Origin of the sequence: Ferrimonas sp. SCSIO 43195 (assembly GCF_023716685.1) — a bacterium.
GTDB classification, from domain to species: Bacteria; Pseudomonadota; Gammaproteobacteria; order Enterobacterales; family Shewanellaceae; genus Ferrimonas; species Ferrimonas kyonanensis.
On sequence record NZ_CP072679.1, the window covers coordinates 2,054,570 to 2,077,620 of the forward strand.

General features: G+C 55.6%; 21 protein-coding genes. 13 read left to right on the forward strand and 8 right to left on the reverse strand.

Translation table 11 applies throughout. From position 1 onward, the window contains the following. Positions 1-65: 65 nt before the first annotated feature. Together J8Z22_RS09735 and J8Z22_RS09740 are read right to left on the reverse strand one after the other, a co-directional pair. Positions 66-1,682 carry a VRR-NUC domain-containing protein gene (locus J8Z22_RS09735; protein WP_252010208.1) on the reverse strand — a complete coding sequence of 539 codons (1,617 nt, stop codon included), beginning with the start codon at positions 1,680-1,682 and terminating at the stop codon, positions 66-68. Between the two features lie 100 nt (positions 1,683-1,782). Further along, the gene (locus tag J8Z22_RS09740; RefSeq protein ID WP_252010209.1) at positions 1,783-3,405 is read right to left on the reverse strand and encodes an amidohydrolase; all 1,623 of its coding nucleotides are present in this window, start codon (positions 3,403-3,405) and stop codon (positions 1,783-1,785) included. Between the two features lie 303 nt (positions 3,406-3,708). Between J8Z22_RS09740 and J8Z22_RS09745 the strand changes: the two genes are divergently transcribed. Beyond that, entirely contained in the window at positions 3,709-5,460 is a 1,752-nt protein-coding gene (locus J8Z22_RS09745; RefSeq protein WP_252010210.1) for a bifunctional diguanylate cyclase/phosphodiesterase, read from the forward strand. A gap of 31 nt (positions 5,461-5,491) precedes the next feature. Here the strand turns inward: J8Z22_RS09745 and J8Z22_RS09750 are convergent, their stop codons facing one another. Both J8Z22_RS09750 and J8Z22_RS09755 read right to left on the reverse strand, forming a co-directional pair. Beyond that, entirely contained in the window at positions 5,492-6,388 is an 897-nt protein-coding gene (locus J8Z22_RS09750) for a sulfite exporter TauE/SafE family protein (protein ID WP_252010211.1), read from the reverse strand. 99 nt (positions 6,389-6,487) lie between these two features. After that, a complete protein-coding gene (locus J8Z22_RS09755) occupies positions 6,488-7,363 on the reverse strand; it encodes a LysR family transcriptional regulator (protein WP_252010212.1) in 876 nt (291 codons plus the stop codon). A gap of 343 nt (positions 7,364-7,706) precedes the next feature. Here J8Z22_RS09755 and J8Z22_RS09760 point away from each other — a divergent pair, with 343 nt between their 5' ends. From J8Z22_RS09760 to J8Z22_RS09815, 12 genes are all read left to right on the forward strand, one after another. Beyond that, a complete protein-coding gene (locus J8Z22_RS09760) occupies positions 7,707-8,447 on the forward strand; it encodes a response regulator transcription factor (protein ID WP_252010213.1) in 741 nt (246 codons plus the stop codon). Positions 8,448-8,581: 134 nt separating this feature from the next. Further along, on the forward strand, positions 8,582-9,802 hold the full coding sequence (locus J8Z22_RS09765; protein WP_252010214.1) for an ATP-binding protein: 1,221 nt from the start codon (positions 8,582-8,584) through the stop codon (positions 9,800-9,802). Between the two features lie 234 nt (positions 9,803-10,036). Beyond that, entirely contained in the window at positions 10,037-12,025 is a 1,989-nt protein-coding gene (locus tag J8Z22_RS09770) for a TonB-dependent siderophore receptor (RefSeq protein ID WP_252010215.1), read from the forward strand. Between the two features lie 237 nt (positions 12,026-12,262). Continuing rightward, complete coding sequence (locus J8Z22_RS09775) at positions 12,263-12,826, forward strand: PepSY-associated TM helix domain-containing protein (RefSeq protein WP_252010216.1); 564 nt, start codon at positions 12,263-12,265, stop codon at positions 12,824-12,826. A 9-nt stretch (positions 12,827-12,835) separates the two neighbouring features. Then, positions 12,836-13,354, forward strand: a complete 519-nt coding sequence (locus J8Z22_RS09780; protein WP_252010217.1) for a DUF2271 domain-containing protein — start codon at positions 12,836-12,838, stop codon at positions 13,352-13,354. Next, positions 13,355-14,176 carry a DUF4198 domain-containing protein gene (locus J8Z22_RS09785; RefSeq protein ID WP_252010218.1) on the forward strand — a complete coding sequence of 274 codons (822 nt, stop codon included), beginning with the start codon at positions 13,355-13,357 and terminating at the stop codon, positions 14,174-14,176. Continuing rightward, on the forward strand, positions 14,176-14,490 hold the full coding sequence (locus tag J8Z22_RS09790; RefSeq protein WP_252010219.1) for a hypothetical protein: 315 nt from the start codon (positions 14,176-14,178) through the stop codon (positions 14,488-14,490). Before J8Z22_RS09785 ends, J8Z22_RS09790 begins: the two co-directional genes overlap by 1 nt. Then, a complete protein-coding gene (locus J8Z22_RS09795) occupies positions 14,487-14,987 on the forward strand; it encodes a DUF6162 family protein (protein ID WP_252010220.1) in 501 nt (166 codons plus the stop codon). Before J8Z22_RS09790 ends, J8Z22_RS09795 begins: the two co-directional genes overlap by 4 nt. A gap of 29 nt (positions 14,988-15,016) precedes the next feature. Then, positions 15,017-15,877 (forward strand): metal ABC transporter solute-binding protein, Zn/Mn family, encoded by an 861-nt coding sequence (locus tag J8Z22_RS09800; RefSeq protein WP_252010221.1) that lies wholly within the window; start codon positions 15,017-15,019, stop codon positions 15,875-15,877. Then, positions 15,877-16,566, forward strand: a complete 690-nt coding sequence (locus tag J8Z22_RS09805) for a metal ABC transporter ATP-binding protein (RefSeq protein ID WP_252010222.1) — start codon at positions 15,877-15,879, stop codon at positions 16,564-16,566. Before J8Z22_RS09800 ends, J8Z22_RS09805 begins: the two co-directional genes overlap by 1 nt. Then, positions 16,566-17,441, forward strand: a complete 876-nt coding sequence (locus J8Z22_RS09810; protein ID WP_252010223.1) for a metal ABC transporter permease — start codon at positions 16,566-16,568, stop codon at positions 17,439-17,441. Before J8Z22_RS09805 ends, J8Z22_RS09810 begins: the two co-directional genes overlap by 1 nt. 9 nt (positions 17,442-17,450) lie before the next feature. Beyond that, a complete protein-coding gene (locus J8Z22_RS09815) occupies positions 17,451-18,296 on the forward strand; it encodes a hypothetical protein (RefSeq protein WP_252010224.1) in 846 nt (281 codons plus the stop codon). Between the two features lie 99 nt (positions 18,297-18,395). Here J8Z22_RS09815 and gltS read toward each other — a convergent pair whose 3' ends face one another. From gltS to J8Z22_RS09835, 4 genes are all read right to left on the reverse strand, one after another. Further along, on the reverse strand, positions 18,396-19,619 hold the full coding sequence (gltS, locus tag J8Z22_RS09820) for a sodium/glutamate symporter (RefSeq protein ID WP_028112401.1): 1,224 nt from the start codon (positions 19,617-19,619) through the stop codon (positions 18,396-18,398). 92 nt (positions 19,620-19,711) lie between these two features. Continuing rightward, positions 19,712-21,175 carry a cardiolipin synthase gene (cls, locus tag J8Z22_RS09825; RefSeq protein WP_252010225.1) on the reverse strand — a complete coding sequence of 488 codons (1,464 nt, stop codon included), beginning with the start codon at positions 21,173-21,175 and terminating at the stop codon, positions 19,712-19,714. Between the two features lie 84 nt (positions 21,176-21,259). Beyond that, complete coding sequence (locus tag J8Z22_RS09830; protein WP_252010226.1) at positions 21,260-22,105, reverse strand: endonuclease/exonuclease/phosphatase family protein; 846 nt, start codon at positions 22,103-22,105, stop codon at positions 21,260-21,262. A gap of 56 nt (positions 22,106-22,161) precedes the next feature. Continuing rightward, positions 22,162-23,013 (reverse strand): helix-turn-helix domain-containing protein, encoded by an 852-nt coding sequence (locus J8Z22_RS09835; RefSeq protein ID WP_084144366.1) that lies wholly within the window; start codon positions 23,011-23,013, stop codon positions 22,162-22,164. Positions 23,014-23,051: the final 38 nt, after the last annotated feature.

The following is a 23,051-nucleotide window of genomic DNA, read 5'->3' on the forward strand; positions in this document are numbered from 1 at the left end:
CATCCAATACAAAATCAGTAAGTTAGCCAAACAGGATAGGCCCGACTCCGGCGGACTGCAACCGCCTAATCGCTGGGTTGGGTGTCAATGGTCACATAACATACTGCTGCCTGAATCCCTTGGTTGCCAAAGAAGGTCAGCCAACGGGTTTGGTTGTCTCTCAGGGTGTCGCCGGGACCTTTGACCTCCAGCCACAGGTGCTGATCATCCCGGGTCAGAAACAGGTCTGGATGGCCGCTGCGATTGGCGTTGAGATCAAACAGCAGTCGCCGAAAACAAGCGGTCAGCTGTGGTCGGCTCAGGTGAGTTAGGGCCGACTGGATCAGCGGTCGGTTGATTTTGTCCCAGTTGACCCAGTAGTTGGCAATTCCCCGTTTTTGATCGTAAGTCTCCAGTAGCTGTGCGGGTTGCCAGTGGCATAGGAGGTGATCGATGAGGTTGCCACGGGCCTGACGGAAGCCGGGACTGAACATGTCTTTGGGGCCCAGCTGATAAGGATTGAGAAAGGCGCCTCGGACTGGCGCGAAGATTGCTGGCCAGAAAGCCAGGCCAAACAGCGCGTTGAGCAGGGCGTTCTCACTGTAATCTGCCTGCCAGCCCAGACTCCGGTAGTGCTCCGCAACCAGTTGTTCAACTGGCAGGCCTTTGTCCCTCAGGCTCAGGGTGTGCTGCTGAATTTGCGGAGCAACCGGCTGCGGAAACGCGAACGGCGCAAGTCGGTTCAGTTTTTTCCCCAACCGCCGGGCGACGGTCAGTTCCTGTTCGTTTTGTGGGCTGTCGAGCATGGCCTGCACCAGTGGGCGGGCCAGGTGTGGTGCATCGGCGCTCAGGTGCAGCCTGGCCTGACGCTCGCGGCTGGGAGCGAGCGGACTGTGCTGATACAACGCCAATGCACGCTGCGGTTGCTTGGCGCGTTCAAATTCGCGGGCAATCTCCAGCAGCAGCCGCTGTCGTCGTCGCTCCCACTTGTCCCAGGGCAGGGGCAAAGGCAGATCGTCGATCAGGGCCAGAATCGCCGCTCGGTCTTTTTGCTCGACGGCCTGGTGGTAACGCTTGTTCAGTCGACTCAGGTGTCGGGCTGCCTCCAATTGCGGCCGCTGTTCAAAGGCGTTCAGGCTGGGATCCAGCGAGTAGTCTTCAAATACCTGAATGCCCAGATCGCTGACGACGAACTGGGCCAGATCCTGATGCGCATTGCCAAAATAGAGCAACAACAGGGTCTCCAGTAGCTCCGGTTGGCTCAGGGCGATCAACGGCATAGGGGGTACGGGAAGGGCTTGTTGGTCAAGCAGCACCACTAACTGGGGTTTTCGCAGTTTCTCCTGCCCGCAAGGGGCATGATGGAGTAACTCAGCTTTGGTTACCCAGGGCGCCAGCTGTGACCAGTCGTGGGGCTGAAAGCTGTGGATCATACCGGCATCTCGCAGGAGGCTGATGGCACCGGCGAGGTCGTCGATCTCTGGGTAGCGGAGCTTATCGGTACGAAATACCGGGCCTTTTCTTGATAGCAATCGAACACACAGGCAGCGCGCCGGGTGGGGCAGGGCATCGAAGTCTCGAATCCAGCCCAGTTCGTCGTCGCTCAGCAGCGCTTGGTAGCGACCCCGGACGTGGTTCACCATGCGAGTGAAATTACCGAGATAGTAGTCTTGAGGTAGATCCGGTTGTGGGGCTGAACTCACGCGCAATGCTCATGCTGATCGGCAGAGCCTTAACCATACCGAAGCGGTGGCCCGGCGCAACTGTTCAATGTTGGTGACGGGCCACGGGGTCGTTGCTCCTTTATAGGTCGGATTGCTGGTAGACCGGCTGACCGTCGATGTAGGTGGCCAATACCTGGGTCTGCCAGATCTGCTCCACCGGCACGGTGAAGTAGTCGCGATCGATGAGGATAAAATCGGCGCGCTTGCCCGGCTCCAGTGATCCCAGCTCATTTTCCTGAAAGCTGGCATAGGCGGCGCCGAGGGTAAAGCCATGCAAGGCTTGTTCACGGCTCAGGCTCTGTCTCGGGTACCAACCTCCCTCAGGGTGGCCTTGATGATCCTGGCGAGACACCGCCGAGTACAGTCCCCAGAAGGGGTTTGGCGACTCGATGGGGAAGTCGGAACCGGCGGCAAAGGGGATGCCTTTGTTGATCACGGTCTTCCAGGCATAGGCGCCGTGAATCCGCAGTGATCCCAGTCGGTCTTCGGCCATGTTCATGTCGGAGGTGGCGTGGGTGGGCTGCATCGAGGCAACGATGCCGGCGGCTTTGATGCGGTCAAAGTCGCTGGGTTCGACCACCTGCAGGTGTTCGATGCGGTTGCGCTGCTCTGGTTTCCCGTAGGCGATCATCGCCTCCAGCACCTCGCGGTTGCCACGGTCGCCGATGGCATGGACATTGGCCTGGAAGCCGCGGTTGATCACCCCTTTAATTCGCCGTTTGAGCTCTTTAATCGGGTGAATCAACAGCCCCCTGTGGCCTTTCATGTCACTGTAGTCGTCCAGCAGGGCGGCGCCGCGACTGCCCAGGGCGCCATCGGCATAGAGCTTCACCGAGCGGGCGATGAGTCGATCGCCGAAGTAGGGGCCTGGCATGCGGCTGAGGGTGTCCAGATCCGACACCATGGCGTAGATTCGAATGGGCAATTGCTGTTGCTGATCCCACATCTGGTACATCTGCAGGGTCTGATGGTTGACGCCGGCATCGTGGACACCGGTGAGTCCAAGTGACGCCAGTTTACGGGTGGCAGAACGAAATGCCGCCTCGGTTTCGTGGGGTTCTCGCGGCGGCAGGCGTCCCTCCACCAGCCCCATGGCGTTGTCGATCAGGATGCCGGTTGGCGAGCCGTCGGCATTTCGCAACAGTTGCCCCCCTTCAGGGTCGGGGGTGGTGGGCGTGATGCGGGCCAGCGTTAATGCCTGGCTGTTTCCCCAGCCGGCATGGCCGTCCACCCGCCTAAGCCAAACCGGCCTTTCCGGTACTACCGTGTCCAGATCGCTGGCGGTGGGAAAGGCGGTATCGGGCCACAACTCTTGGTTCCAGCCTCGGCCTCGAATCCAGGTCAGGTGAGGGTGAGCATCGGCGAACTGGCGCACACGCTCCAGAGCGGCTTGTTTGCTGGTGATGCCACTGAGGTCTAAGTCGGACTGCAGGTAGCCCAGCCCCATAATATGACCATGGGCGTCGGTCAACCCTGGCAGTAGGGTGTGGCCTTTGCCATCGATAATCCGATCCGGCGAAAGTCCGTTGAAGCCGTCTCGTGCAGCGGTGGCGACCACCTTGCCGTCGTCGATGTGCAGGGCACCAAAGCGGTGAACTCCCTGCTCGGTAAGGGTGTAGCCATTGACGTTGTTGATTACCAACGAGTCAGCAAGCGATGCGGAAGACAGAGCCAGACACAGGGCTCCCAGCAGAACGCGCATTTCAATTCCTTTTGAATAGAGTGAGTTAGATTTATCTCCTTGGCCGAAGACTACCGTATCAGTATGGGGCTTGGCCAGGCAATGACCGATATCATGGCTTTGGATTGTGGCTGCGTCGGCGGTCTTGTCAGTTGCGCCGGGCACTGTGGCCTTCGGTTGGGGCTGGTGGAATTTTAATCGCAGGATGGTTGGCTAAAGTCACTGACAAATCAAGGTATTTCCCTTCATTTTGTTGCTTTAATGTTGCATTAACCCATGTTACTGTGTGGGTATCTACCTTTTGGGGAGAGGGTAATTTTGGCCATGATCAGCGATCGGTCGGCCCCTGAATCCGCGGATACGTCGCCATTGACGGAACAGGGATTGCTGGCTTATCTGGACGTGATTCGGCAGTTGTTTGCAGCCACCTCTGACATGATGTGGGTGGTGCATCAGGGACGATTTATCTGGTGTAATTCGGTGGCCGTCCGTCAACTGGGGTTCGATGACGCCTCGGAATTGCTGGGGTTGAGCCCGGCGGAGATCTCCCCTGCCTTTCAGCCCAATCACACCTCGTCTGAAGACCTGGCTCAGTCGATGATCGACTCGGCAATCAAGTACGGTTACCACCGTTTCGAGTGGGTTCACCAGACCCGCAGCGGTGAGCCGTTGATGTGCGAGATCACCCTCAACGCGGTACCGGTAGGCAGCGGCATTGCCTTGTTGGCCATCGGCCGTGACATCAGCCTGATCAAAGAGGTGGAAAACAAACTCCGAGCTTCAGAGTTTACCGACACGCTGACCGGCTTGCCCAACCGCGCCGCCCTGGTGCAGCATATCGGTCAGCAATTGGCGATTCATACGCCGCAACTCAGCCTGGTGTGCATCGGGGTCAACAACTTCAAGCGGGTAAACGAAGAGTTTGGATTTCGCATTGGCGATAAGGTGCTTAAGGCCTTGGCGTCAACCCTGACCACGGCCGTTGGCGACAACGGCTATCTGGGGCGATTCGATGGGGACACCTTTCTGGTGGTCCTGACCGAGGATGAGCCGCGGCAGTGTCGAGCCTGGGCCGAGCAGGTGCTCGGTCAGCTTGACACCGTCGTCGAGGTCGATGGGGTCGAAGTGCGCACCCAGTCCAGTATTGGCATCAGCCACCTGTGTTCTGAGGTGTGCACCACCAAGGGCATACTGCATCGGGCCGAGATGGCGATGTTCCAGTCCAAACGGTTGGGAACGCAACAGGTGCACAGTTACAGTGAATCTCTGGCCGATGAGATGGCACAGGAGAAACAATTACTCAAAGAGATGCGCCGGGCCATCGATAAGCAGGAGTTTTTTTTACTGTTTCAACCGGTGTTTCATCTTGGCAGTGGCATGGTGACCGGTGCCGAGGCGCTGATCCGTTGGCGCCACCCCCACCGTGGTGTACTCACTCCCGATGCCTTTATTTTACAGGCTGAAACCAGTGGCCTGATCGTTGAGATTGGCCAGCAGGTGATCGAGATGGCTTGCCAGCAGATGGCGCTCTGGCTCGAGCACGGCTTGCCATTGCAGCAGGTGAGCATCAACATTTCGGTGAAACAGATTGAAACCGGCGAACTGGTGGAAAGTTTGCTGGCGGCGTTGAGCCGAAATGGGATTCCGCCTGAGTGTCTGGAGATCGAGGTCACCGAAACCATGTTGCTGCAGCAGGGCAAGACCATCGCTTCTCAGCTATGGCGGCTGCGTCAGGCGGGGGTAGCCATCGCCATCGATGATTTTGGTACCGGCTACTCCTCCTTTGGCCGCTTAAAGACCCTGCCGGTGGACAGGGTTAAGATTGATCGCAGCTTTATTTGCGAACTGGAAACCGATCAACGTAATGGCGCCATTGTTCAGTCGATCATCGCCCTGGCTCATAACCTGGAGATGGTGGTAACCGCAGAAGGGATAGAAACCGATTTTCAGTACGAGTTTTTGCGTAGCCATCAATGTGAGTCCGGGCAGGGGTATCTGGTGAGCCCGCCGGTGGCGGCGGTGCGGTTTGAGCACTTGGTGCGACAGCGCTGGCAGGCATTGCAGAGCCGCAATTAAAAAAAGAGACCCGAGGGTCTCTTTTTTGGATTTAGTGGGAGGGCTGAGCCGCACCCGGCGGTCGCGACTGCTGCCAGGAACGGTACATCGATGCCGAGGTATAGAGCACCACAAAGGCCACCAGCCATTTGAGCATCTCTACATCCATCGATTTCACCAGCGTGGCTGCCAACACCACGGCCATCGGGCCGGTGACGGCGACGGCCATCACCGCCTTGGCATCGAAGGCGCCGTTACGGATGAAGGTGCCAGCGGAGAAAAAGCTCAGCACGGCACAGGATCCCATCATGATGGGAAAGGCAGCGATGGGGTTCATTCCCAGCAGATACACCAGCGTCATGCATGGAGCATAGAGGCCGACGCCAACGCTCATCAGGGCGCCAAAGACAAAGTTGCCCACTAAGGCAACGGCCAGCTTGGCACCGCTTAGACCCATGGCCTCGCCTCCTACCGGAAACCACCCCAGCAGGCCGGCAAAGATCAGGGCGGCCACGATCAGCAGGGCGATGCACATGATCAGCCGCACCAGTTGTCTATCCAGTCCCGAGACCCACTTGGCACCGATGCCGGCCCCCAGGGCTGCGGCGGTCATCATGCCGATCAGCGTGGTGGGGTCAACGTCCACGGCACCGATGAACAGCAGTGCCTGGGCTACTGTGGGCAATACGCACTGGCCGTTGAGTGTGCCGGGCAGTAGCCGGTCATCCACCATTTGAAACTGTTTATAGAAGGCGGTCTTAATGGCAAAGCTGCCTACCCCCAGGGTGTCCAGAAAGTTTGCCAGGGCGCCGACGGCACCGACTTTCGCCACCGACGTCGACGGTTTGAGTTGTCCGCCGCGACGCTGTTTATTAAAGGCGTGAAACAGCATCCAGCAGTAGATGAGGCCGCCTGCCACGAAGACGACCTGAAGCGATAGGGCCAGCATAAGGGTATCCACAGAACAATCAGGGCGGGGATGCTAACAGGTGAGCAAGGCCCCGGCCAGACTGGGATAGCGGCTTTTACTCTATTTTATGAGTTTGGTTCATGCGCGTAACATCGGCGTAATGGCTTCGATCAAAAATCGAATACGAGTTGGTAACGGTTGGTGCCGTCGTTGCACCAGATAGATGGACTCCGACACCGGACTGGGCAGGGCGTGGACCGCGATCTCTTCGGGGCGGGCAAAGGCGGCGACGGCGTAGCGGGGCAGAACGGTAAAGCCCAGGCCGCGGCTGACGGGTTCGAGAATCATGCTGATGTGGTTGCAAAAGCCGCGTTTGGGCAGTTGTGACAACTGCTGGTATTGCTCAAAGTTACTGCCCAGCAGCATGCCAGCGTGGTGGCTGCCGTCGGGATGATCGATGTAGCCCAGGGTTAACAGGGTGCCCCAGTCTGGTGCCTCTATGTCGGCCGGGGTTACCAGGAACAGGGGTTCTTCGGCAAAGGGGCGATAGGCCAGATCCGGCTTGTCGCCGGGACGGGTGATCAGGCCGATATCGAGCTTTCGCGCCACCAGGTCCCGTTCTACTCCCTCGTTAGGGGCAAAAGTGTAATCAATGCTCAGCGTCGGGTGCTGCTGTTGCAATGACAGCAGTTCCGGGTAGAGCTTCAACCCCAGGCTGCCCGGTGAGGCGAAGCGCACCGGGCCATTGAAGGGATCGTCCGTCGACAGTTGTTGCTCGAGGCCAGACAGCTCTGCCAGGGTGCGTTGAGCTTGCTGGTACACCTCGCGGCCAGCCTGGGTCAGGCCAAAACGTTTGCCTTCGCGAATCAGCAGCGACTGGCCAAAATGCTGTTCCAGTTTTCTGATGTGTTGGCTGACACCGGGTTGGGTCATGGCCAACTTGTCGGCGGTGTGGGTGAAATGACCGGTTTCCACCAGGGTAACGTAAGTTTGTAGCCAGTTGAGGTTGAGCATAAGGGACCGGACTCAGAATTGCTTGATTACAATATATTATGACAAACGAAGTAATTAATAACTCCCAAATTTGATTTCGTCGCTCACCGATGTTTGAACCGGCAAGATTTCTATCGGTAACGCTTATGGTAATGGTTATCATTTGGTATTATCGTGCCCCAATGGGCTCCCGCCACTGAACGGTGTCTTCACATGGCAGTGATACGCCGGCGATCCGACGTTTGCTTGGAAGTGCTGTCAGGGGGCCAGGCCGCCGTAACCGCGATTGCACGGCCTCGCTGTATGACTAACCGCTATTGCTTGTGGTGAACGCCACTGCGATCTAACCCGAGGATCTCTTATTGTGAATCACCAGCTTAATTCCATTGCAGACAATGGCCGAGGATTTGTGCCCGGCGCTCAACCTGCCGGTCTACTGCTGATTGAAGATGACATCGAGGTGGGCCAGAGCCTGGCCAGTCTGTTGCGTCGAAAAGGGCATCAGGTTGAAGTGGCCATTGATGGCGAGCAAGGGCTGGATTATGCGTTAAACAACAATTATCACCTGATTTTGTTGGACAAGCTTTTACCTAAGCTCGATGGGCTCGAAGTGCTGAGGCAGTTGCGTCAGAAAAAAGACACTCCGGTTATGATGCTGACGGCCTGTGGCGCCGAGCAGCAGCGAATTGATGGTTTTATCGAAGGTGCGGATGACTATCAGTCAAAGCCGCTTAACACCACCGAGCTTCTGTTGCGCATCGATGCGTTACTTCGCCGCAGTCGCGCTGCCGCGGTCCCGCTGCCTGCTTCGACAGCCCCATCGGATGAGCTCGTGCTTGATCGAGAGGCGCGCAGCGCTCGATGGCGAGACAGTGAGATCAGCCTGACGCCAGTGGAATATCAACTGCTGGAAGTGTTTTTAGGCCACCGCGACGAAGTGCTCTCTAAACCCTATCTATACCAGTTAGTGCTGAATAAGCCACACGGTCGATATGACCGCAGTTTGGATATGCATGTGAGTAATTTACGGTCGAAACTCGGGGGGCTGATGCCCGGCAAGGCGATAATTAAAACGGTGCACGGCAAGGGGTATCGCTACCAATGAGTCGTCGTTTTTTCTGGCAGATGGTGGTGAGTCTTCTGTGTGTAAATCTGTTGGCTTTTACCGCGGGCCATGCGTTATCGACCAGGATGAACTATGCGCTCACGAGTATTGACGAGGACGATCAGCATCGCCTTATGGAACTTGCCCGGCAGGCGGAAACGCTGTTTGTCGACCAAGATCTGATGGCATTGCAGCAGTTGACGGCACAAATACAGGCTGAGTATGGGGTTTGGTCAGCGGTTCGCGATCTTTCTGGGACCCTGCATTCCCATAAAGCCATGCCCGCTGATCTGCATGAGACCTTTGATTTTCGCCGTAAAGTTACTGCGCCGGTGCATGGTTTTTTCACTAAGGTGGTTATCGGCGTTCCCTTTGCTCAGGGAGGCGCCTTCGTCATAGCCTTGCCGCCGCAGATGTACCCTCAATCTAATATTCAACTGGCGCACACCTTATTGACACTGGTATTGCCGTCGTTGGCCTTGTTAGGGTTCTGCTGGTTACTGTATCGCTACCTAATGCGGCCGTTAGAGGTGTTGAATCAGAGCACACAGGCATTGGCATCCGGACAGCTAGATACCAGAGCCCGTCAACAACTTCCCTCCGGGCGTCATGATGAGTTCACTCAGATGGCGGATTCGTTCGATGAGATGGCCACTCAGATTCAGCGGCTGGTAACCACCCAACGGCAGTTGTTGGGAGACATGTCCCATGAGTTGCGTACGCCGTTGACACGCATAGGCCTGGCCCTTGAACAGGGGGCCAGCGGCGATGCGCAAATGGCGTTACAGTTGCCTCGAATTGAGGGCGAATTGAGGTTAATGGATGAACTGATTGAAGATGCCCTGACGCTGGCGTGGTTAGACGATCAACCGACATTGCGGCGTCAGGACCGATTGGATTTGGCGCAGCTGTTGAATGTGATTACGGATGATGCCGCGTTCGAGTTTCCGCAGCATCGTATCCGTCTCGATTACGGCGGCGAGTTGTGGGTGCAGACCCACCAGAGATTGCTGTCTCACAGCATCGAAAATGTGCTTCGCAATGCACTCAAATACTCGCCGCCGGGTTCCCAGGTTTCCATAGGCTGTCAGCACACCGACCAACGGTATCTGGTGTCCATTCGGGATCAAGGCCCGGGAGTGCCGGAGCAGCACCTGGAGAACATCTTTAAACCCTTCTATCGACTCGACAAAGCGCGCTCCCACAAGGTTGCGGGTTTTGGTCTGGGTCTGGCACTGGTTCGACGCCAAATTACCGCGATTGGTGGCCTGGTTCAGGCGCAGAATCATCAAGATGGAGGCCTGGTTGTGTTGATCCAGATCCCAATTGATACTGACATTTCACTGAAAATGTAAAGGTTGTAAACGATAACTGTTCTCATCCTCATTTGAGGGTAGACTTGCCTCCCATCTGAGCTGGGTTGTGTACCGATACAGACCATTGGTTGACACGATTTGTCTTATTCGGTTGTTACCGCATCGGGATCGAGACAAGCCGATGCGCAACAAAGCACCGAATATCTCAACTGACTTATCGAGTCTGAGACCCAGCCTAATTTGGTCGAATGTAGAACAGTAAGGTGAATTAGGATGTCCACAGCACGATTTCGTTTAAAGCCTGTTGCCGTTTTGGTAGCGACATTATGCACTTCAATGGCAGTCGCTGCTGATGAAACCAACGAGGTAGAAACCAACGAGGTAGAAACCATTCAGGTGTGGGGCACGGTTGTTAATAACGGGTCATTGTTGCTCAATGAGGATATTGCGAAAAAACAAGCTGATCACTTGAGCGATTTATTACGAGATCAAGCGGGTGTCGATATTGGTGGTACTCACTCGATGAACCAGGGTATTAATATTCGAGGTGTCAGTGAACTGGACCTTGAGATCACCATTGACGGTGTAAATCAAGCCAACAATGTCTTTCATCACGCTGGTAATCTTCTGATCAATCCCGACATTCTTAAGGCCGTGGATCTACAAGTAGGGAACAACTCCGTACTTAATGGTGGCTTGGCGGGAGGAGTTGCGTTTGAGACCAAGGATGCGCGCGATTTGCTCAAAGAGGGAGAGAAGTTCGGTGCTCGTCTTCATGGTGGTTATGCCACCAATGATTATTATAACTATTCAGGTACCGGGTACTCTCAGCTTACTGACCAATTGGATATCATGGCCTACTACAGCGTCTTTGAGCGGGACAACCCCAAAGACGGTGAAGGGGTAGAGCGCGTCGGTCAGAAGGGCACCACCACTAACTACCTGGTGAAAATGGGCTGGGACTGGAACCCGGATAACCGCATCGAAGTCAGCTACGACTCCTATGAGGATTCGGGTGATTATACGTTGAAATCCAACATGGGGCCGGATTACGACCGCCATGAAGGGATGATCGATCCCATCGAGTACACACGGGAAACCATTTCATTAAACCACGAATTGTCCTTGGATAGTGTTGATATTCGGACGTCATTGTATCGGAATGAAATGAACTATGCCCGTACCGATGAAAATACCGGTGACCCGGAGACCGAAGGCGACGTTTCAGAGGGTAATACCGTGGTTTATGGTATTAAGTCCCTGGCGGAAAGCGCTTTTGAATTGGGCAGCACATACCACATTGTACGCTATGGCTTTGAGTATGATAACCAGGAGAGTGAAAACCTGCTAAATGGCCAGGCCAATAAGGACAGCAATGAAACTGCAGATACGTTTGCAGTGTATGCCGAGGACGAAGTTGAGTTAATTTCCGGGCTGTTTATTACACCCGGCGTTCGTTATAACCACTATAAAGTGGATATGGCCGCGTCCAACGATACGTTTACTGACACGACCTTCGGACTGGCTGCTAAATATGAACTGACTGAACAATGGACTCTGCGCGCGTCTGCCACTGAGCTGTTTAAAGGCCCGGCGTTGACCGGATCGTTCCTGACTTCCGGATCGGCGCTTAATCCGGATCTGAAACCAGAAACGGGCATTAACTACGAAGCGGGTATCGCATTCCAGGAGCAAGCCTGGGCGGGATTCGATAGCATCGGTTTCTCGTTTAATGCATTCCAAACTGAGATTGATGACTACATCGATGACACCATGACCGGCAAGGCTTCGCTGTACAGCAACCTTGGGGATGTGGAAATTGTCGGTTTCGAATCGGTACTCAATGTGCGACGTGGCGACCTCAGTGGCCGTCTGACTTACTCCCGTTCCGATTCAGAGTTTACCAGCGTTCATCCGGACAGTGGTGTTGTGCCGGGGCAATCCCTGGAGGACGAGGTGGGTGACAGCATCTCCTTCAACCTCGATTACGAACTCTCAAGCCTGGGACTGAGCCTGAGCTGGACCAGCCTGGTTACCATGGACTTGGATAAAGAGGTTGAACAGGATACCGCCAAAGAAGGCTTCGATGTTCACAGCATCAACGCGCGCTGGATACCGACGGCTTACCAAGCGCTGACGGTGACCGCCGGAGTCGAAAACCTGTTTGATGAGCAATACGCTTCTCACGCCTCTCACGACTTTGGTTACACCGATTACGAGCCGGGTCGCAACTTCAAACTGTCTGTTGCCTACGTCTTCTAAAGCAACCGTCGCAGTCTGCGTTCGAGGTTAACTCGAGCGCAGACTGCGCTTCGGCAGTTGTGGCCGTCCTGGCTGTGTAAAAGTTGTAAAGAGTCGAGAATATTACCACCAGGATTGGTATCAACTCCTTTTCAGTTTTCCCAACACCGCCACAGTCATTTGTTGCCAACCATGAAACTAGAGCCAATGCGTAAATCGTTTTATTCACTCGTTCGTATTCTGCATCAGTATGTCTCTATGACCATGTTGCTACTGGCGCTGTTTTTTGCCGCCACCGGCCTGACACTCAACCATCCGGATTGGCTGACTGGTGAGCCAGAGGTCAGCGATAGCCAATTGACGCTGCCTGCCTCGCTGCTGGCTCAGGCCGTTGACCATCGACCGGTGAACAGCAGCCTGATTCTGACTTTCCTCAATCAACATCATCCCCTTCAGGGCCGTCCTTCGGAGTTGGAGATCTACACCGATTGGAATGACGGAGTGTTGGTGGAAGGGGAGCTGAGCCAGGCCTATCAGGGACCGGGATACCACGCGACGGTGTTTGCCGACCTGACAACCGGCGCGGTGGAGATCAATGAGCGTGACGCCGGTATCGTCGCCACCCTCAATGATCTGCATAAGGGACGATACAGCGGTGGGGTGTGGTCACTGGTCATCGACATCAGTGCAGTGCTGATGATTCTGTTTGTCGTCAGTGGAGCCTTGTTGGTACTGCCCAATCGCCGTTTAGGTAAAAAGCTGCTGTGGTTTGCAGCCGTAGGCAGCGTGCTTACTGCACTGCTGGCGTTGACGACACGTTAAGGATATTCAATGAAACTTACAGTAACTTTGCTGGCGGTTGCTTCTGGATTGTTTTCCGCCACTACTTTGGCAACCCCCCTTCCTCAGGGCGCCGCGTTGACCATCAACCTGGCCATCGCCGATACCGGTGCTGCTAATCCTGCCAGGCCCTACGTAGCCGCCTGGCTCGAAGGGAGCAGTAAAACCACCGCCTCTCAATGGGCACTGTGGACCGGTAATCAAACTGAGTGGCTGAAAGACTTGCGCACATGGTGGCGAAAATTTGGCCGCTATCACGTGCAAGAGATTGACGGGTACTCGTCAGCCACCCGGGCTATCGGAGCCTACCAGTTGTCCCCGCAACTTAAGGATCTGCAGGGACAACCATTACCGCAGGGGAACTACACCCTTTACATCGAAGCTGTGCGTGAGCATGGCGGTCGCGACATTGTTCGCCAGAAGATCAATCTAGGTACCGAGTCCCTCCAGTACAGCGTGCCTGCCAATGCTGAGCTGGGTCCAATAACAATCAAATATAAGGTGAAATAAATGACCAGTAAGCTGACCTGTATCAGAGGCCTTTCCATGGCCATCGGCCTGGGCTTCAGTGCGTTAGCAACGGCCCATCCGACCTGGCTGTTACCGTCCCACTTTAGCGTGTCGAAAGCACAAGGCAGTTGGATCACCTTTGATTACACTGCCTCTCATACGGTGTTTTCGGTGGACAAGCCCGCCAGTGCTCATGAAGCCAAGGTTGAGTTGCCAAGTGGCGCCACCGTCAGGCCGGATCATATTCTGCGAGGCAAGCGCCGCAGTGTGTTCGATTTCTTCTTTGTAGAACCTGGCACGCATAAGGTGGTGGTCGCCAATCGTGACCCTATCTATTTGACGTTTTTCACCGATCGCCGGGGTAAAGAGGGCAAGGTGGCGGCCACGAAGGCACAGCGTCAAGCGCAATTGCCTCGCGGCGCGAAAGACGCCAAAACCATGGCCATCACCAAGCACACTGAAAGTTACATTACGGTAATGGCCCCTACGGAGATTAAGGCAAAAAATCAGGGCTTTGAGATGGTGCCGGTGACCCATCCTGCGGACCTGGTTGAAAACGAAGCTTTTACCATGAGTTACCGAGTCAATGGCAAGCCTGTAGAGGGCCTGGAAGTGACCTTGACCCGGGAAGGCGCACAATACCGTGATGCCCAGAATGCCCTGACGGCCACCAGCGACAGTAACGGAGAAGTTCAGTTTACGGTTGAACAGGCGGGTCGTTATCTGCTGGCGGCCAATCAGCGCTACAAGCTGCGCGATGACACCATGGCCGACATGGCCGCGACCATGTTGCATACCACCATTGAGGTTCAATTAGACTGATGGCACAACACCGATTTTCAGTCTTGCTTCTGGCTGGTTTAAGCACCCAGGCCCTGGCCCATTTCCCGGTGATGGAGTGTTGGCAGAGCAAAGGTACCATCACCTGCCAGGCAGGATGGACCGATGGTGGTTCGGCGCAAAGCCTCCCGGTGAGCCTGTATGACTATGACGATAACCTGATGGCCGAGGCGATGACCGATGCCCAGTCTATGGTGCGGTTCGATAAGCCAGAGGGCGATTATTACCTGCTGTACGACCCGTCCCATGAAACCACCATAGAAGTGGACGGCCTCGACATTCGGGAGCGTGAATGATCACCCGAGTTTCACCTGACAATGGCGCCCGTGAAGGGCGCTATCTGGCCGTGGCCATTGTGGCCATTCTGGCAGTGGCAGCATTGGCCTTGCCCTACCATCAGGCGCACACGGACGGCAGTCACCGGCCGGCACATCATATTGGAATTGAGCAATTGCCCAAGCAGCGGCTCGGGCCGTTACGAGAGCTCAATATTGCCAAGGAAGAGCTCCAGTTTTACCAACAGGATGAACAACGTTGGCCGCCGGTCGCGGAATTGGCCAGCGAGTTTATTGCGCCTTTCAGCGATGACCAGTGGCAATGGCGACAGGTCGAGTCCGGCGTGTACCTGGGAAGCAATGGTCACTGGTCATTGCTGCTTAATGCCATCAACAGCGAGATCTGGTACCTGAACGCGGCCCACAGTGACTTTGCGGGTTCGCTGGTTCATTTTCTGGAACAGAACTGGCAACAGGTACAGTTCAACGACGTTCCCTCTATTGGAGATAACGATTAATGCGCGCAAGCTTACTCTTGGCAGCGTTGATGCTTCTCAGCCCTGCGGCCTTTGCCAAATTGGTGGTCGGCACCGCATTGCACCCCTACTATTCCTACGTTAGCAAGGTGGTCGGTGACCGCGCCGACGTACTGCCCTTGCTCGATGCCGGTTTCAACCCACACAGCTATCAGGCTCAGGTTCAGGATTTGCAGCGTTTGCATCAAATGGATGTGATTGTGCTCAATGGTATTGGTCACGACCAGTTTGCCGAGCAGTTGATAGCGTCGGCGGGCCAGGCTGATCTAAAGGTGATCTACGCCAACAAAGACGTAGCCTTGTTGCCCGCTGTTGGCAGTTCAGTGGGGGATGGGGCCGTTAATCCTCACACCTTTGTGGGGATCAGCACCACCATTCAAAAGGTGTATACCATTGCCAATGAGCTGGGCAAGCTCGATTCGAATAACGCCAGTTTCTATCGTCAGAATGCGCGCGCTTACGCCCGCAAATTGCGCGCGTTGAAACGCCAAGCCAGTGAAGCCCTGGCCACAGTGGATACCCGCGCCATCAAGGTGGCGACCACTCACAACGCTTATGGTTACCTGTTGCAGGAGTTTGGTATTGAGGTCAGCGCGGTGATTGAACCGGCCCACGGGGTGGAACCGTCCGCCAGTCAGTTGCAAGACACCATAAAAAAAATCAAGGCTGCAGATATTAATGTGCTGTTTTACGAGTTGAATATGCCGAACCGGTTTGTCGAGATTATTGAACAGGCGACCGGAATAAAGCTGTATCAGTTCTCTCACCTGACCCATGGCAAGTACGACGCCGATAAAGTCGAAAATGAGATGGCGACTAACCTTCGCACCCTGGTTCAGGCCTTAAAGTATGCCAGTGGAGCGCAGCGCTAATGGCCCCTTCTGTTGCACTAAAGCGATTGTCGCTGCGTTATGGTGCCGAGCATGTGCTCGATGACATCAGCCTCAACCTTGAAGGGGGTCAGACACACCTGTTTGTGGGCCCCAACGGTGGCGGTAAAACCTCGCTGTTGAAGAGCGTTTTGGGGCTGACGCCGTTCCGTGGCGTTATTGAAATGGATGGTGAGGTCAAGGTTGGGTATGTGCCGCAAAAGGCTCAATTCGAAGCCAGCCTGCCGTTATCTGTTATGGACTTTATGCTGCTTAATCAAAGCCGAAGACCGCTGTTCTGGTTTCACAGTGCCCGGCACAAAGCGCGGGCAATGGAGCAGTTGGATCAGCTTGGCATGGCGCAGCGGGCCAATCGCCGCATGGGGCAACTCTCCGGCGGCGAACAGCAGCGCGTCTTGTTTGCACAGGCGTTGCTACAACAACCCAACCTGTTGATTCTGGATGAGCCGACCACGGGTATGGACCAACAAGGCATCGCCGTCATTGATGCCCTTATCTCTGAGCAGTTGCGTAAGGGAATTACCTTGTTGGCGGTGCATCATGACCTGGAAGCCATCAGGAAATTACCGCACCCTAATCTTCATCTGATCAACCGCCGCTATCAGGGCACGGTCTCGCCGGAGCAACTGCAACAGATGCCGTTTTTGCATCATTCACTGGAGGCCAGCTAATGGAGTTCATTCGCGAGAGTGTCAGCGGTCTGGTGAATCAAGGCCTGCTAAGCGACAGCTTTCACTACGGGTTTCTCGTTAATGCACTGATCTGCGCAGTGTTAATTGGTCCGCTGTTGGGGGCGCTCGGTACCCTGGTCATCGCCAAACGACTGGCCTTTTTTTCCGAGGCGGTGGGGCATGGTGCGTTAACCGGCATTGCCATAGGTATTTTATTGGGCGAGCCAGCCACCAATCCGATTATCGGCTTATTTAGCTTTTGCATGATATTTGCTCTGTTGCTGCACTATGTACGCAACCGCACTCAGGTTCCTTACGACACCCTGGTGGGAGTGTTTCTGGCGGTGGCGTTGGCGATGGGCGCGGCGCTGCTGATGTACGTGGCTCGAAAAATCAACATTCACTTGCTGGAGAATGTGCTGTTTGGCTCGATTCTGGCCGTGAATGATCAGGACATCTTTTTGCTGGCTGCGATTGTGCTGACGATACTGCTGCTGATGCTGCCGACCTTCAACCGCATGTTGATTACCTGCCTGAGTCCGGAGTTGGCTAAGGTGCGTGGTATCAACACCACCGGCTATGACTACCTGTTCGTGGTTATGATCACGTTGATCACCATTGCCGCGGTCAAGATCATCGGTGCAGTACTGGTGGGGGCGCTGTTGTTGATACCGGCCGCCACGGCACGCCTAATCAGCAACAACATCGGTCAATTCGTTCGCCGCAGCGCCTTGATCTCAACCTTTGCCTGTGTAATGGGCACGCTGTTGCCTATGGAGCTCGATCTGCCTATCCCTTCTGGTGCGGCCATCATCTTGCTGGCCGCCAGCCTTTTTATCGCGGCCACGGGCTATCGAATTGTACGACATGGATAAGGACAACGAATGAAACGATTGTGGCTGTTACTGACTTTTAGTCTGTGGTCAGTGGGGGGCTATGCGCAGGTTGTGTTGACTCACTTACCGGTAAACCACTTTTTGGGGCAGCAATTAACCCAGAATACTCAAATTGATGTGCGCTATCTGGTGCCAAAACGTTATGGCATAAATCGCCTAACTCACTGGTTTTCTGCCAAAGTGAGCGAACAGCAAGCCAGGCAGTGGGCGCTTGAGGCCGATGCCATTTTGAACTTTGCCAGCCTGTGGCCCAGCGACCCGCTGTATCCGCTGTTGCGTCAGTACAACATTCGTTTGGTGGCGATCGACAGTGGCAATCCACAACACCCGAAGGCGGCGACGGTGGCATTGCGTTATGGTGCGGATGGTCAGGTCAGCCCCTATGTCTGGCTCAACCTGAGCAACCTGAAAACCATGGTTAACAATGTCGGCCGGGATTTGGCGTCCCTGTATCCCGAGCAGGCGGGTCAGATTTCAATCAACCAACAGCGGCTGTTAAAGGCCATCGCCAAACAAGAGCGGCTCAATCAAGATTGGTTGTTTGACCATGAGGTAGAGGAGGTGGTGGTAACGGGTGATAAGTTGTCCGACTTTGTGTTTGGCAATAACCTGTTTCAGGTCGGTCACATCAGTTTGCCGCTGGATCAATGGCAGGACCCGCAATGGCAGCAGTTATCAAATCTGTATCAGCCGGGCATGGTGCTCCTGCTGGCTAAGCCACCGACATCGGCGGCGACAGCCAGACTGGCGTCGATGAATGTGGACTGGCTGTTGATCGATACCATTGAGAAAATGGGCAAGGGCGTTTCGCTGCAGCGCTGGAGTCTTGGGTGAATCATGCCGTCGGTCATCGCCACAAAAGATGACAGTGCCGTTATCTGCCATCAGGCTTTTGGCCTTAGCAGCCATGAGTGGATTGACGATACCAGGCCACTAACCGTAGACGAAGTAATTGATGACTAGGGCATTGATGATGTCGATAAAAAAGCCGCAGACCAAAGGGACAATAATAAAGGCCCGGTGAGCGGCGCCGTATTGTTGAGTGACCGCAGTCATATTGACGATGGCGGTGGCGGTCGAGCCAAGGGTGACGCCACCGAAACCAGAGCAGATGACTGCGGCCTCGTAATTTCGGCCCATCAGTCGGAACACGATAAATACCGTGAAGGCCACTGACAGGCACACTTGCAGGCCGATCACCGCACTCAGATAAGCCAGGTTGCCCTGAAGCTCCCAGATTTTCAGGCTCATCAGCGCCATGGTCAGAAACATACCCAGGCAGATATCCTGGATCAGAGACAATCCCTTGGTGGCGTCTTCGACGTAGCCTTTTCGGACCAGGTTGTTGCTCCTGGAGAGCAGCGCGCGTCCCAGGTTACCCAGTACAATCCCCGCCATCAGGCAGGAGACAAACAGAGGCAGGCGTACCCCGACACTCTCGAGGGTGGCGTTCAGCAGGTAGCCGACGATCAGCGAAATATTCAGCCACAGCCAGGCGCGCAGCACGCCGAAATAGTCGACGGTTACTCGGTTGTCGCTGCCATGGGCGGTACCGATGTCCAACTCCTCCTGGCTGCCGGTAGTCAGTTTATGACGGCCGATGAGGTAGCTGGCGATAGGGCCGCCAATGACGCAGGCTGAGATCAGCCCCAGGGTATTGGAGGCGACCCCCAGCTCCAGGGCGTTGGCGATGCCAAATTCTTCCACAAAGGTGGGGGCCCAGGCCATGGTGGTGCCAACACCGCCGGTCAGGGATACCGAGCCAGAGAGCAAGCCCGCCAGCGGGTCTAAGCCAAAGGCGCTGGCGACGCTGACGCCGACCAGGTTTTGCAGCACAATAAACCCTGCCGCCAGACCAATGAGAATCGCCAACGGCCGGCCTCCCTGTAGCAGCGTCTTAAAGTCTGCCTTAAGGCCGATGCCGGCAAAGAAATACAGCAGCAGGGCGTCGCGCACCTCCATTTCAAAGCTCACTTCGACTTGAAAAATCGCGAATAATAGCCCGGTAATGGCGGCACAGATAAAGCCGCCAACCACGGGTTCAGGGATGCTGTAACGCTGTAGGGTGGGGGAAGAGGCGATCACCGATTTGCCGATAAACAGCGCCACAATGGCCAGAGTAAAGGTGATAAATTGCGGGATTAGAACGGGTTGCATTGGCCGGGCTCCGAAATGGCAGACCATATCACTATAGTCTGCGGTGACCGGCTTGGTGGTTGAAGTGAAGTTTGGCGGGCCCAGAGCCTGAATTACAGCAGTGGCGCGAAGGTATAGAAGAACTGCTCCACCAACTTTTTCCACATCGGACGCAACTGCCATTGATGGGCATCGATGCGGTTGGACTGCTGCAGATAGCGATCCAGTAACTGGCCCAGCTCCTGGCAGAAGTCCGGATCGTCGATGGCCAGAGACACCTCGGAGTTGAGCAGCAGGCTGCGAATGTCCAGGTTAACGGTCCCGATGATGCAATGGTCATCATCGATGAGCATCGATTTGGTATGCAGCAGGCCGCCATTGAAACGGTAGATCGCCACTCCGGCATTCAGCAGTTCGGTGAAAAACGCCCGGCTGGCCCACTCCACCATGAAAGAGTCATTCTTATCGGGAATGATCAGGTTAACCTCGACGCCACTCTGGGCGGCGGTGCGCAGGGCATCGAGCAGTTGCTCGCTGGGCACGAAGTAGGGCGAGGTCAGGGTGATGCTGTGTTTGGCGTGATAGATGCTCAGCAACAGCACTTGTTGGATGATGGACTCTGGCAAGCCCTGGCCGGAGGGGATGACCTGGACCGAGTCTTCGGCATGGCGATGTGACAGCGGGCTTTCGACCTGGGGGAGGGCGATTTCATCCAGCAGTCGTTCGTCGGTTTCAAACTCCCAATCCCAACTTTGCAGGGCGGCCAGGGAGCAGACTGATGGCCCGGTGAGCCGAACCATAATGTCGATCCATTCGCCGACGCCGGCACTCTGCTTAAAGTAGCGGCTGTCCACCAGGTTCATGGAACCGGTGTAGGCGATGCGCTGATCGATGACCACAATCTTGCGGTGCTGCCGCAGATCCATGCGCCTTAAGAACATCCGCAGTGGGTTGACGCCCAGGGCTTTGACGATGCTGACACCGTTTTGCATCAGGGTGTCCGGCCAGCGACTGTTGAAAAATTCGCGGCTGCCGGCTCCGTCCAGCAGCAGGCGTACCGTGACCCCACGCTGACGGGCTTGAATCAGGGCATCGGCCACCTCATCGGCCAGACCGCCGGGATGCCAGATGTAGAACTCCATGTGAATGGTGTCGCTGGCCTGGTGAATGTCGTCGATGATGCGGCGCAGAATCGTTTGGCTGTTTTCAATCAATTCCAGATCGTTGCCCAGCAGGGCCGGAATCCCCAAGCGGCGCAGACTCAATTCATGCAGAGGGCGGGCGTGCTGACCCAGGCGCCGATCCGATTGCGCCTGGCGGTGCAACCGCTCGTTCCAGTATTTGAACGGCGCGGTCATCTCCTTGACCCGCTGTGTGCGTTTGCGACCAATGTTAAGTTCCCCGAACAGCAGGTACACCACCACGCCGAACAAGGGAATGATGTAGATCAGCAGCAGCCAGGCCAGCGAGACGCCAAATGGGCGCCGCTTGAGCACAATGCGCAGCGACACCCCGGCAATCACGATCCAGTAGGCGGCCACCAGAGTCAGGGTTAACAGTTGGTAAAATTGGCTCACATTGGTTCTAAAGTGGGGGTAAGTGCTTCAAATATACACCCAAATTGCTCGGCTGACAGCGGTTTCAGGTCAACTGAACAGCGATCAGCCGCAACTGGGCTGATAATCAAACTGCACGTACAGCGGGGTGTGATCTGAGCTGGTGAACTGGCTGAGTACGTCGGCACTGTCAGCCACTGGCGTCAATTGACAGCTGTAGAGGATGTGGTCGAGTTCATGGCCAAAAAACTGCTTAATGCCGCTGCTGTCGGCGAACTGCACCGAAGCCAGCCCTTGTCGTTGGGCCAGGGCGTCCAGCAGAGCCTTGCGGCCATCGGACCAGGTATTGAAATCACCGGCGAAGATCACTGGGCCTCGATGAGCATCGATGGCGCCCTCCAGGGTGTCCAGCTGTCGCCGGTAATCGGAGTTGGTGACGAAGTTGATGCCGTGAATGTTGATCATCAACAGTGACTGGCCGTCGGCCATGGTCACTTCCGATATTAACGAGGCCTTGGGGGTGTTGGTGACCGGCTCGGTCGGGGCCGACAGTTGCAGATAAGTAGACTGAATCGGACTGGCGGCCAGGCTCATGACGCCAGACTGATGGCCATCAAACTGAACCAGGTTAGCCCCAAAGGCATAGTGATAGGGCAACATGGACGGGGCCTGCGCCGGATCGACATTGACCTCCTGCAGGGCCATCAGGTGAGGCGAATACTGCTGCTGAAGATCGCTGAACTCTTGCTGCCAGCCGGGCGTACCCAACTGCTTGTGCACGTTCCAGCTCACCAGGTTAAAGCGACTCGGCAGTGGTGGTTCGGTGGCGGTGGCTGCGGTGGGGGCTGGGACGACCCAGGCCTGCAGCCTTTCGGGAGGCGCACTGGGGCAGCCGGTAAGACTGACGACCAGCAGCGGAATCCACAACCAATGAACACGAACCTGATCCAACACACGCCCCCTTTTTTGCACAATAACGCACATCTTGGCCGCTGATGACGACGGGGTCAATAGGGCAGCAGTGGGTGTTTCTTGGTGCAGTTGGCCACTCTTTGGTGCCACAACGGGTCGGACTTAGGGTCTTTGGGGTAGATGGTGTAGATCATCAGTTTTGGCTCAGAGACGAAACTGGTTGCGCCAACTGTATGAAATACGTGCATTTGTTGTTCTCTTGGCTGCCCTGGCAGTTCGGTGGTCGTGACAAATCCGGTCACATTCATCTGCTTGGATCCCCGCTGTCGCCAGTCTTTGGGCACCGAACCTTCCGCCAGCACTCTTTGTAACAGTTTGCTGGCACAGCTGTCCTGATACATCAATACATCCTGTTGCAGCGTCAGAATGAGGGCGCAGATGGTGTCTTCCCAGCCGATGAGGTAGGGCTTAAATCCCTTGTCGGTAAAGATCAGGTCGACCAGGTTAAAGCTATCGCTTTGGGCGGTCTGCGGTGCAAAGCAGCAGATCAGCTCCAGCCAGGCGCGGTTGATCATCTTGGCGTTGCCGTATTGATCGATGATCATGGTGGGGTAGGGCTCGAGTCCCTTGAGCGTGGCTACCAGAGACTGGTGCAGCCAGCGGTGTTCTTCCGAGTCGGGCCTTAGGGAGAAACTGGTGGCGGCAAAGCCGGCCGAGGCCAGAAAGTTGTTGGTTTCGCGAACGTTCAACTCTAACAGTTGCGCCAGCTTTTCGACCAGTTCCTGGCTGGGGAGGGATTTCCCTGTCTCCAGAAAGCTGACGTGACGCAGGGAGGAACCCACCTCCAGCGCTAACGCTTCCTGGCTCAGTCCCCGGGTTTTTCGCCAGAATTTCAGTAGACGCCCGAAGGCGCCCTTGGGCATTCGTAACCCTGCAGCCTGCATCATCAATTCCTTTTATGCAGAGATGTGAATTCCATCATGTC

Bases quoted from the DNA above. Each gene is read 5' to 3' on its own strand.
- J8Z22_RS09775 (WP_252010216.1), top strand. From the start codon at position 12,263: ATGACCATGTTGCTACTGGCGCTGTTTTTTGCCGCCACCGGCCTGACA.
- J8Z22_RS09810 (WP_252010223.1), top strand. From the start codon at position 16,566: ATGGAGTTCATTCGCGAGAGTGTCAGCGGTCTGGTGAATCAAGGCCTG.
- J8Z22_RS09770 (WP_252010215.1), top strand. From the start codon at position 10,037: ATGTCCACAGCACGATTTCGTTTAAAGCCTGTTGCCGTTTTGGTAGCG.
- gltS (WP_028112401.1), bottom strand. From the start codon at position 19,619: ATGCAACCCGTTCTAATCCCGCAATTTATCACCTTTACTCTGGCCATT.
- J8Z22_RS09740 (WP_252010209.1), bottom strand. From the start codon at position 3,405: ATGCGCGTTCTGCTGGGAGCCCTGTGTCTGGCTCTGTCTTCCGCATCG.
- J8Z22_RS09755 (WP_252010212.1), bottom strand. From the start codon at position 7,363: ATGCTCAACCTCAACTGGCTACAAACTTACGTTACCCTGGTGGAAACC.
- J8Z22_RS09745 (WP_252010210.1), top strand. From the start codon at position 3,709: ATGATCAGCGATCGGTCGGCCCCTGAATCCGCGGATACGTCGCCATTG.
- J8Z22_RS09835 (WP_084144366.1), bottom strand. From the start codon at position 23,013: ATGATGCAGGCTGCAGGGTTACGAATGCCCAAGGGCGCCTTCGGGCGT.
- J8Z22_RS09790 (WP_252010219.1), top strand. From the start codon at position 14,176: ATGGCACAACACCGATTTTCAGTCTTGCTTCTGGCTGGTTTAAGCACC.
- J8Z22_RS09805 (WP_252010222.1), top strand. From the start codon at position 15,877: ATGGCCCCTTCTGTTGCACTAAAGCGATTGTCGCTGCGTTATGGTGCC.
- J8Z22_RS09795 (WP_252010220.1), top strand. From the start codon at position 14,487: ATGATCACCCGAGTTTCACCTGACAATGGCGCCCGTGAAGGGCGCTAT.
- J8Z22_RS09785 (WP_252010218.1), top strand. From the start codon at position 13,355: ATGACCAGTAAGCTGACCTGTATCAGAGGCCTTTCCATGGCCATCGGC.
- J8Z22_RS09780 (WP_252010217.1), top strand. From the start codon at position 12,836: ATGAAACTTACAGTAACTTTGCTGGCGGTTGCTTCTGGATTGTTTTCC.
- J8Z22_RS09750 (WP_252010211.1), bottom strand. From the start codon at position 6,388: ATGCTGGCCCTATCGCTTCAGGTCGTCTTCGTGGCAGGCGGCCTCATC.
- J8Z22_RS09800 (WP_252010221.1), top strand. From the start codon at position 15,017: ATGCTTCTCAGCCCTGCGGCCTTTGCCAAATTGGTGGTCGGCACCGCA.
- J8Z22_RS09765 (WP_252010214.1), top strand. From the start codon at position 8,582: ATGGAACTTGCCCGGCAGGCGGAAACGCTGTTTGTCGACCAAGATCTG.
- J8Z22_RS09815 (WP_252010224.1), top strand. From the start codon at position 17,451: ATGAAACGATTGTGGCTGTTACTGACTTTTAGTCTGTGGTCAGTGGGG.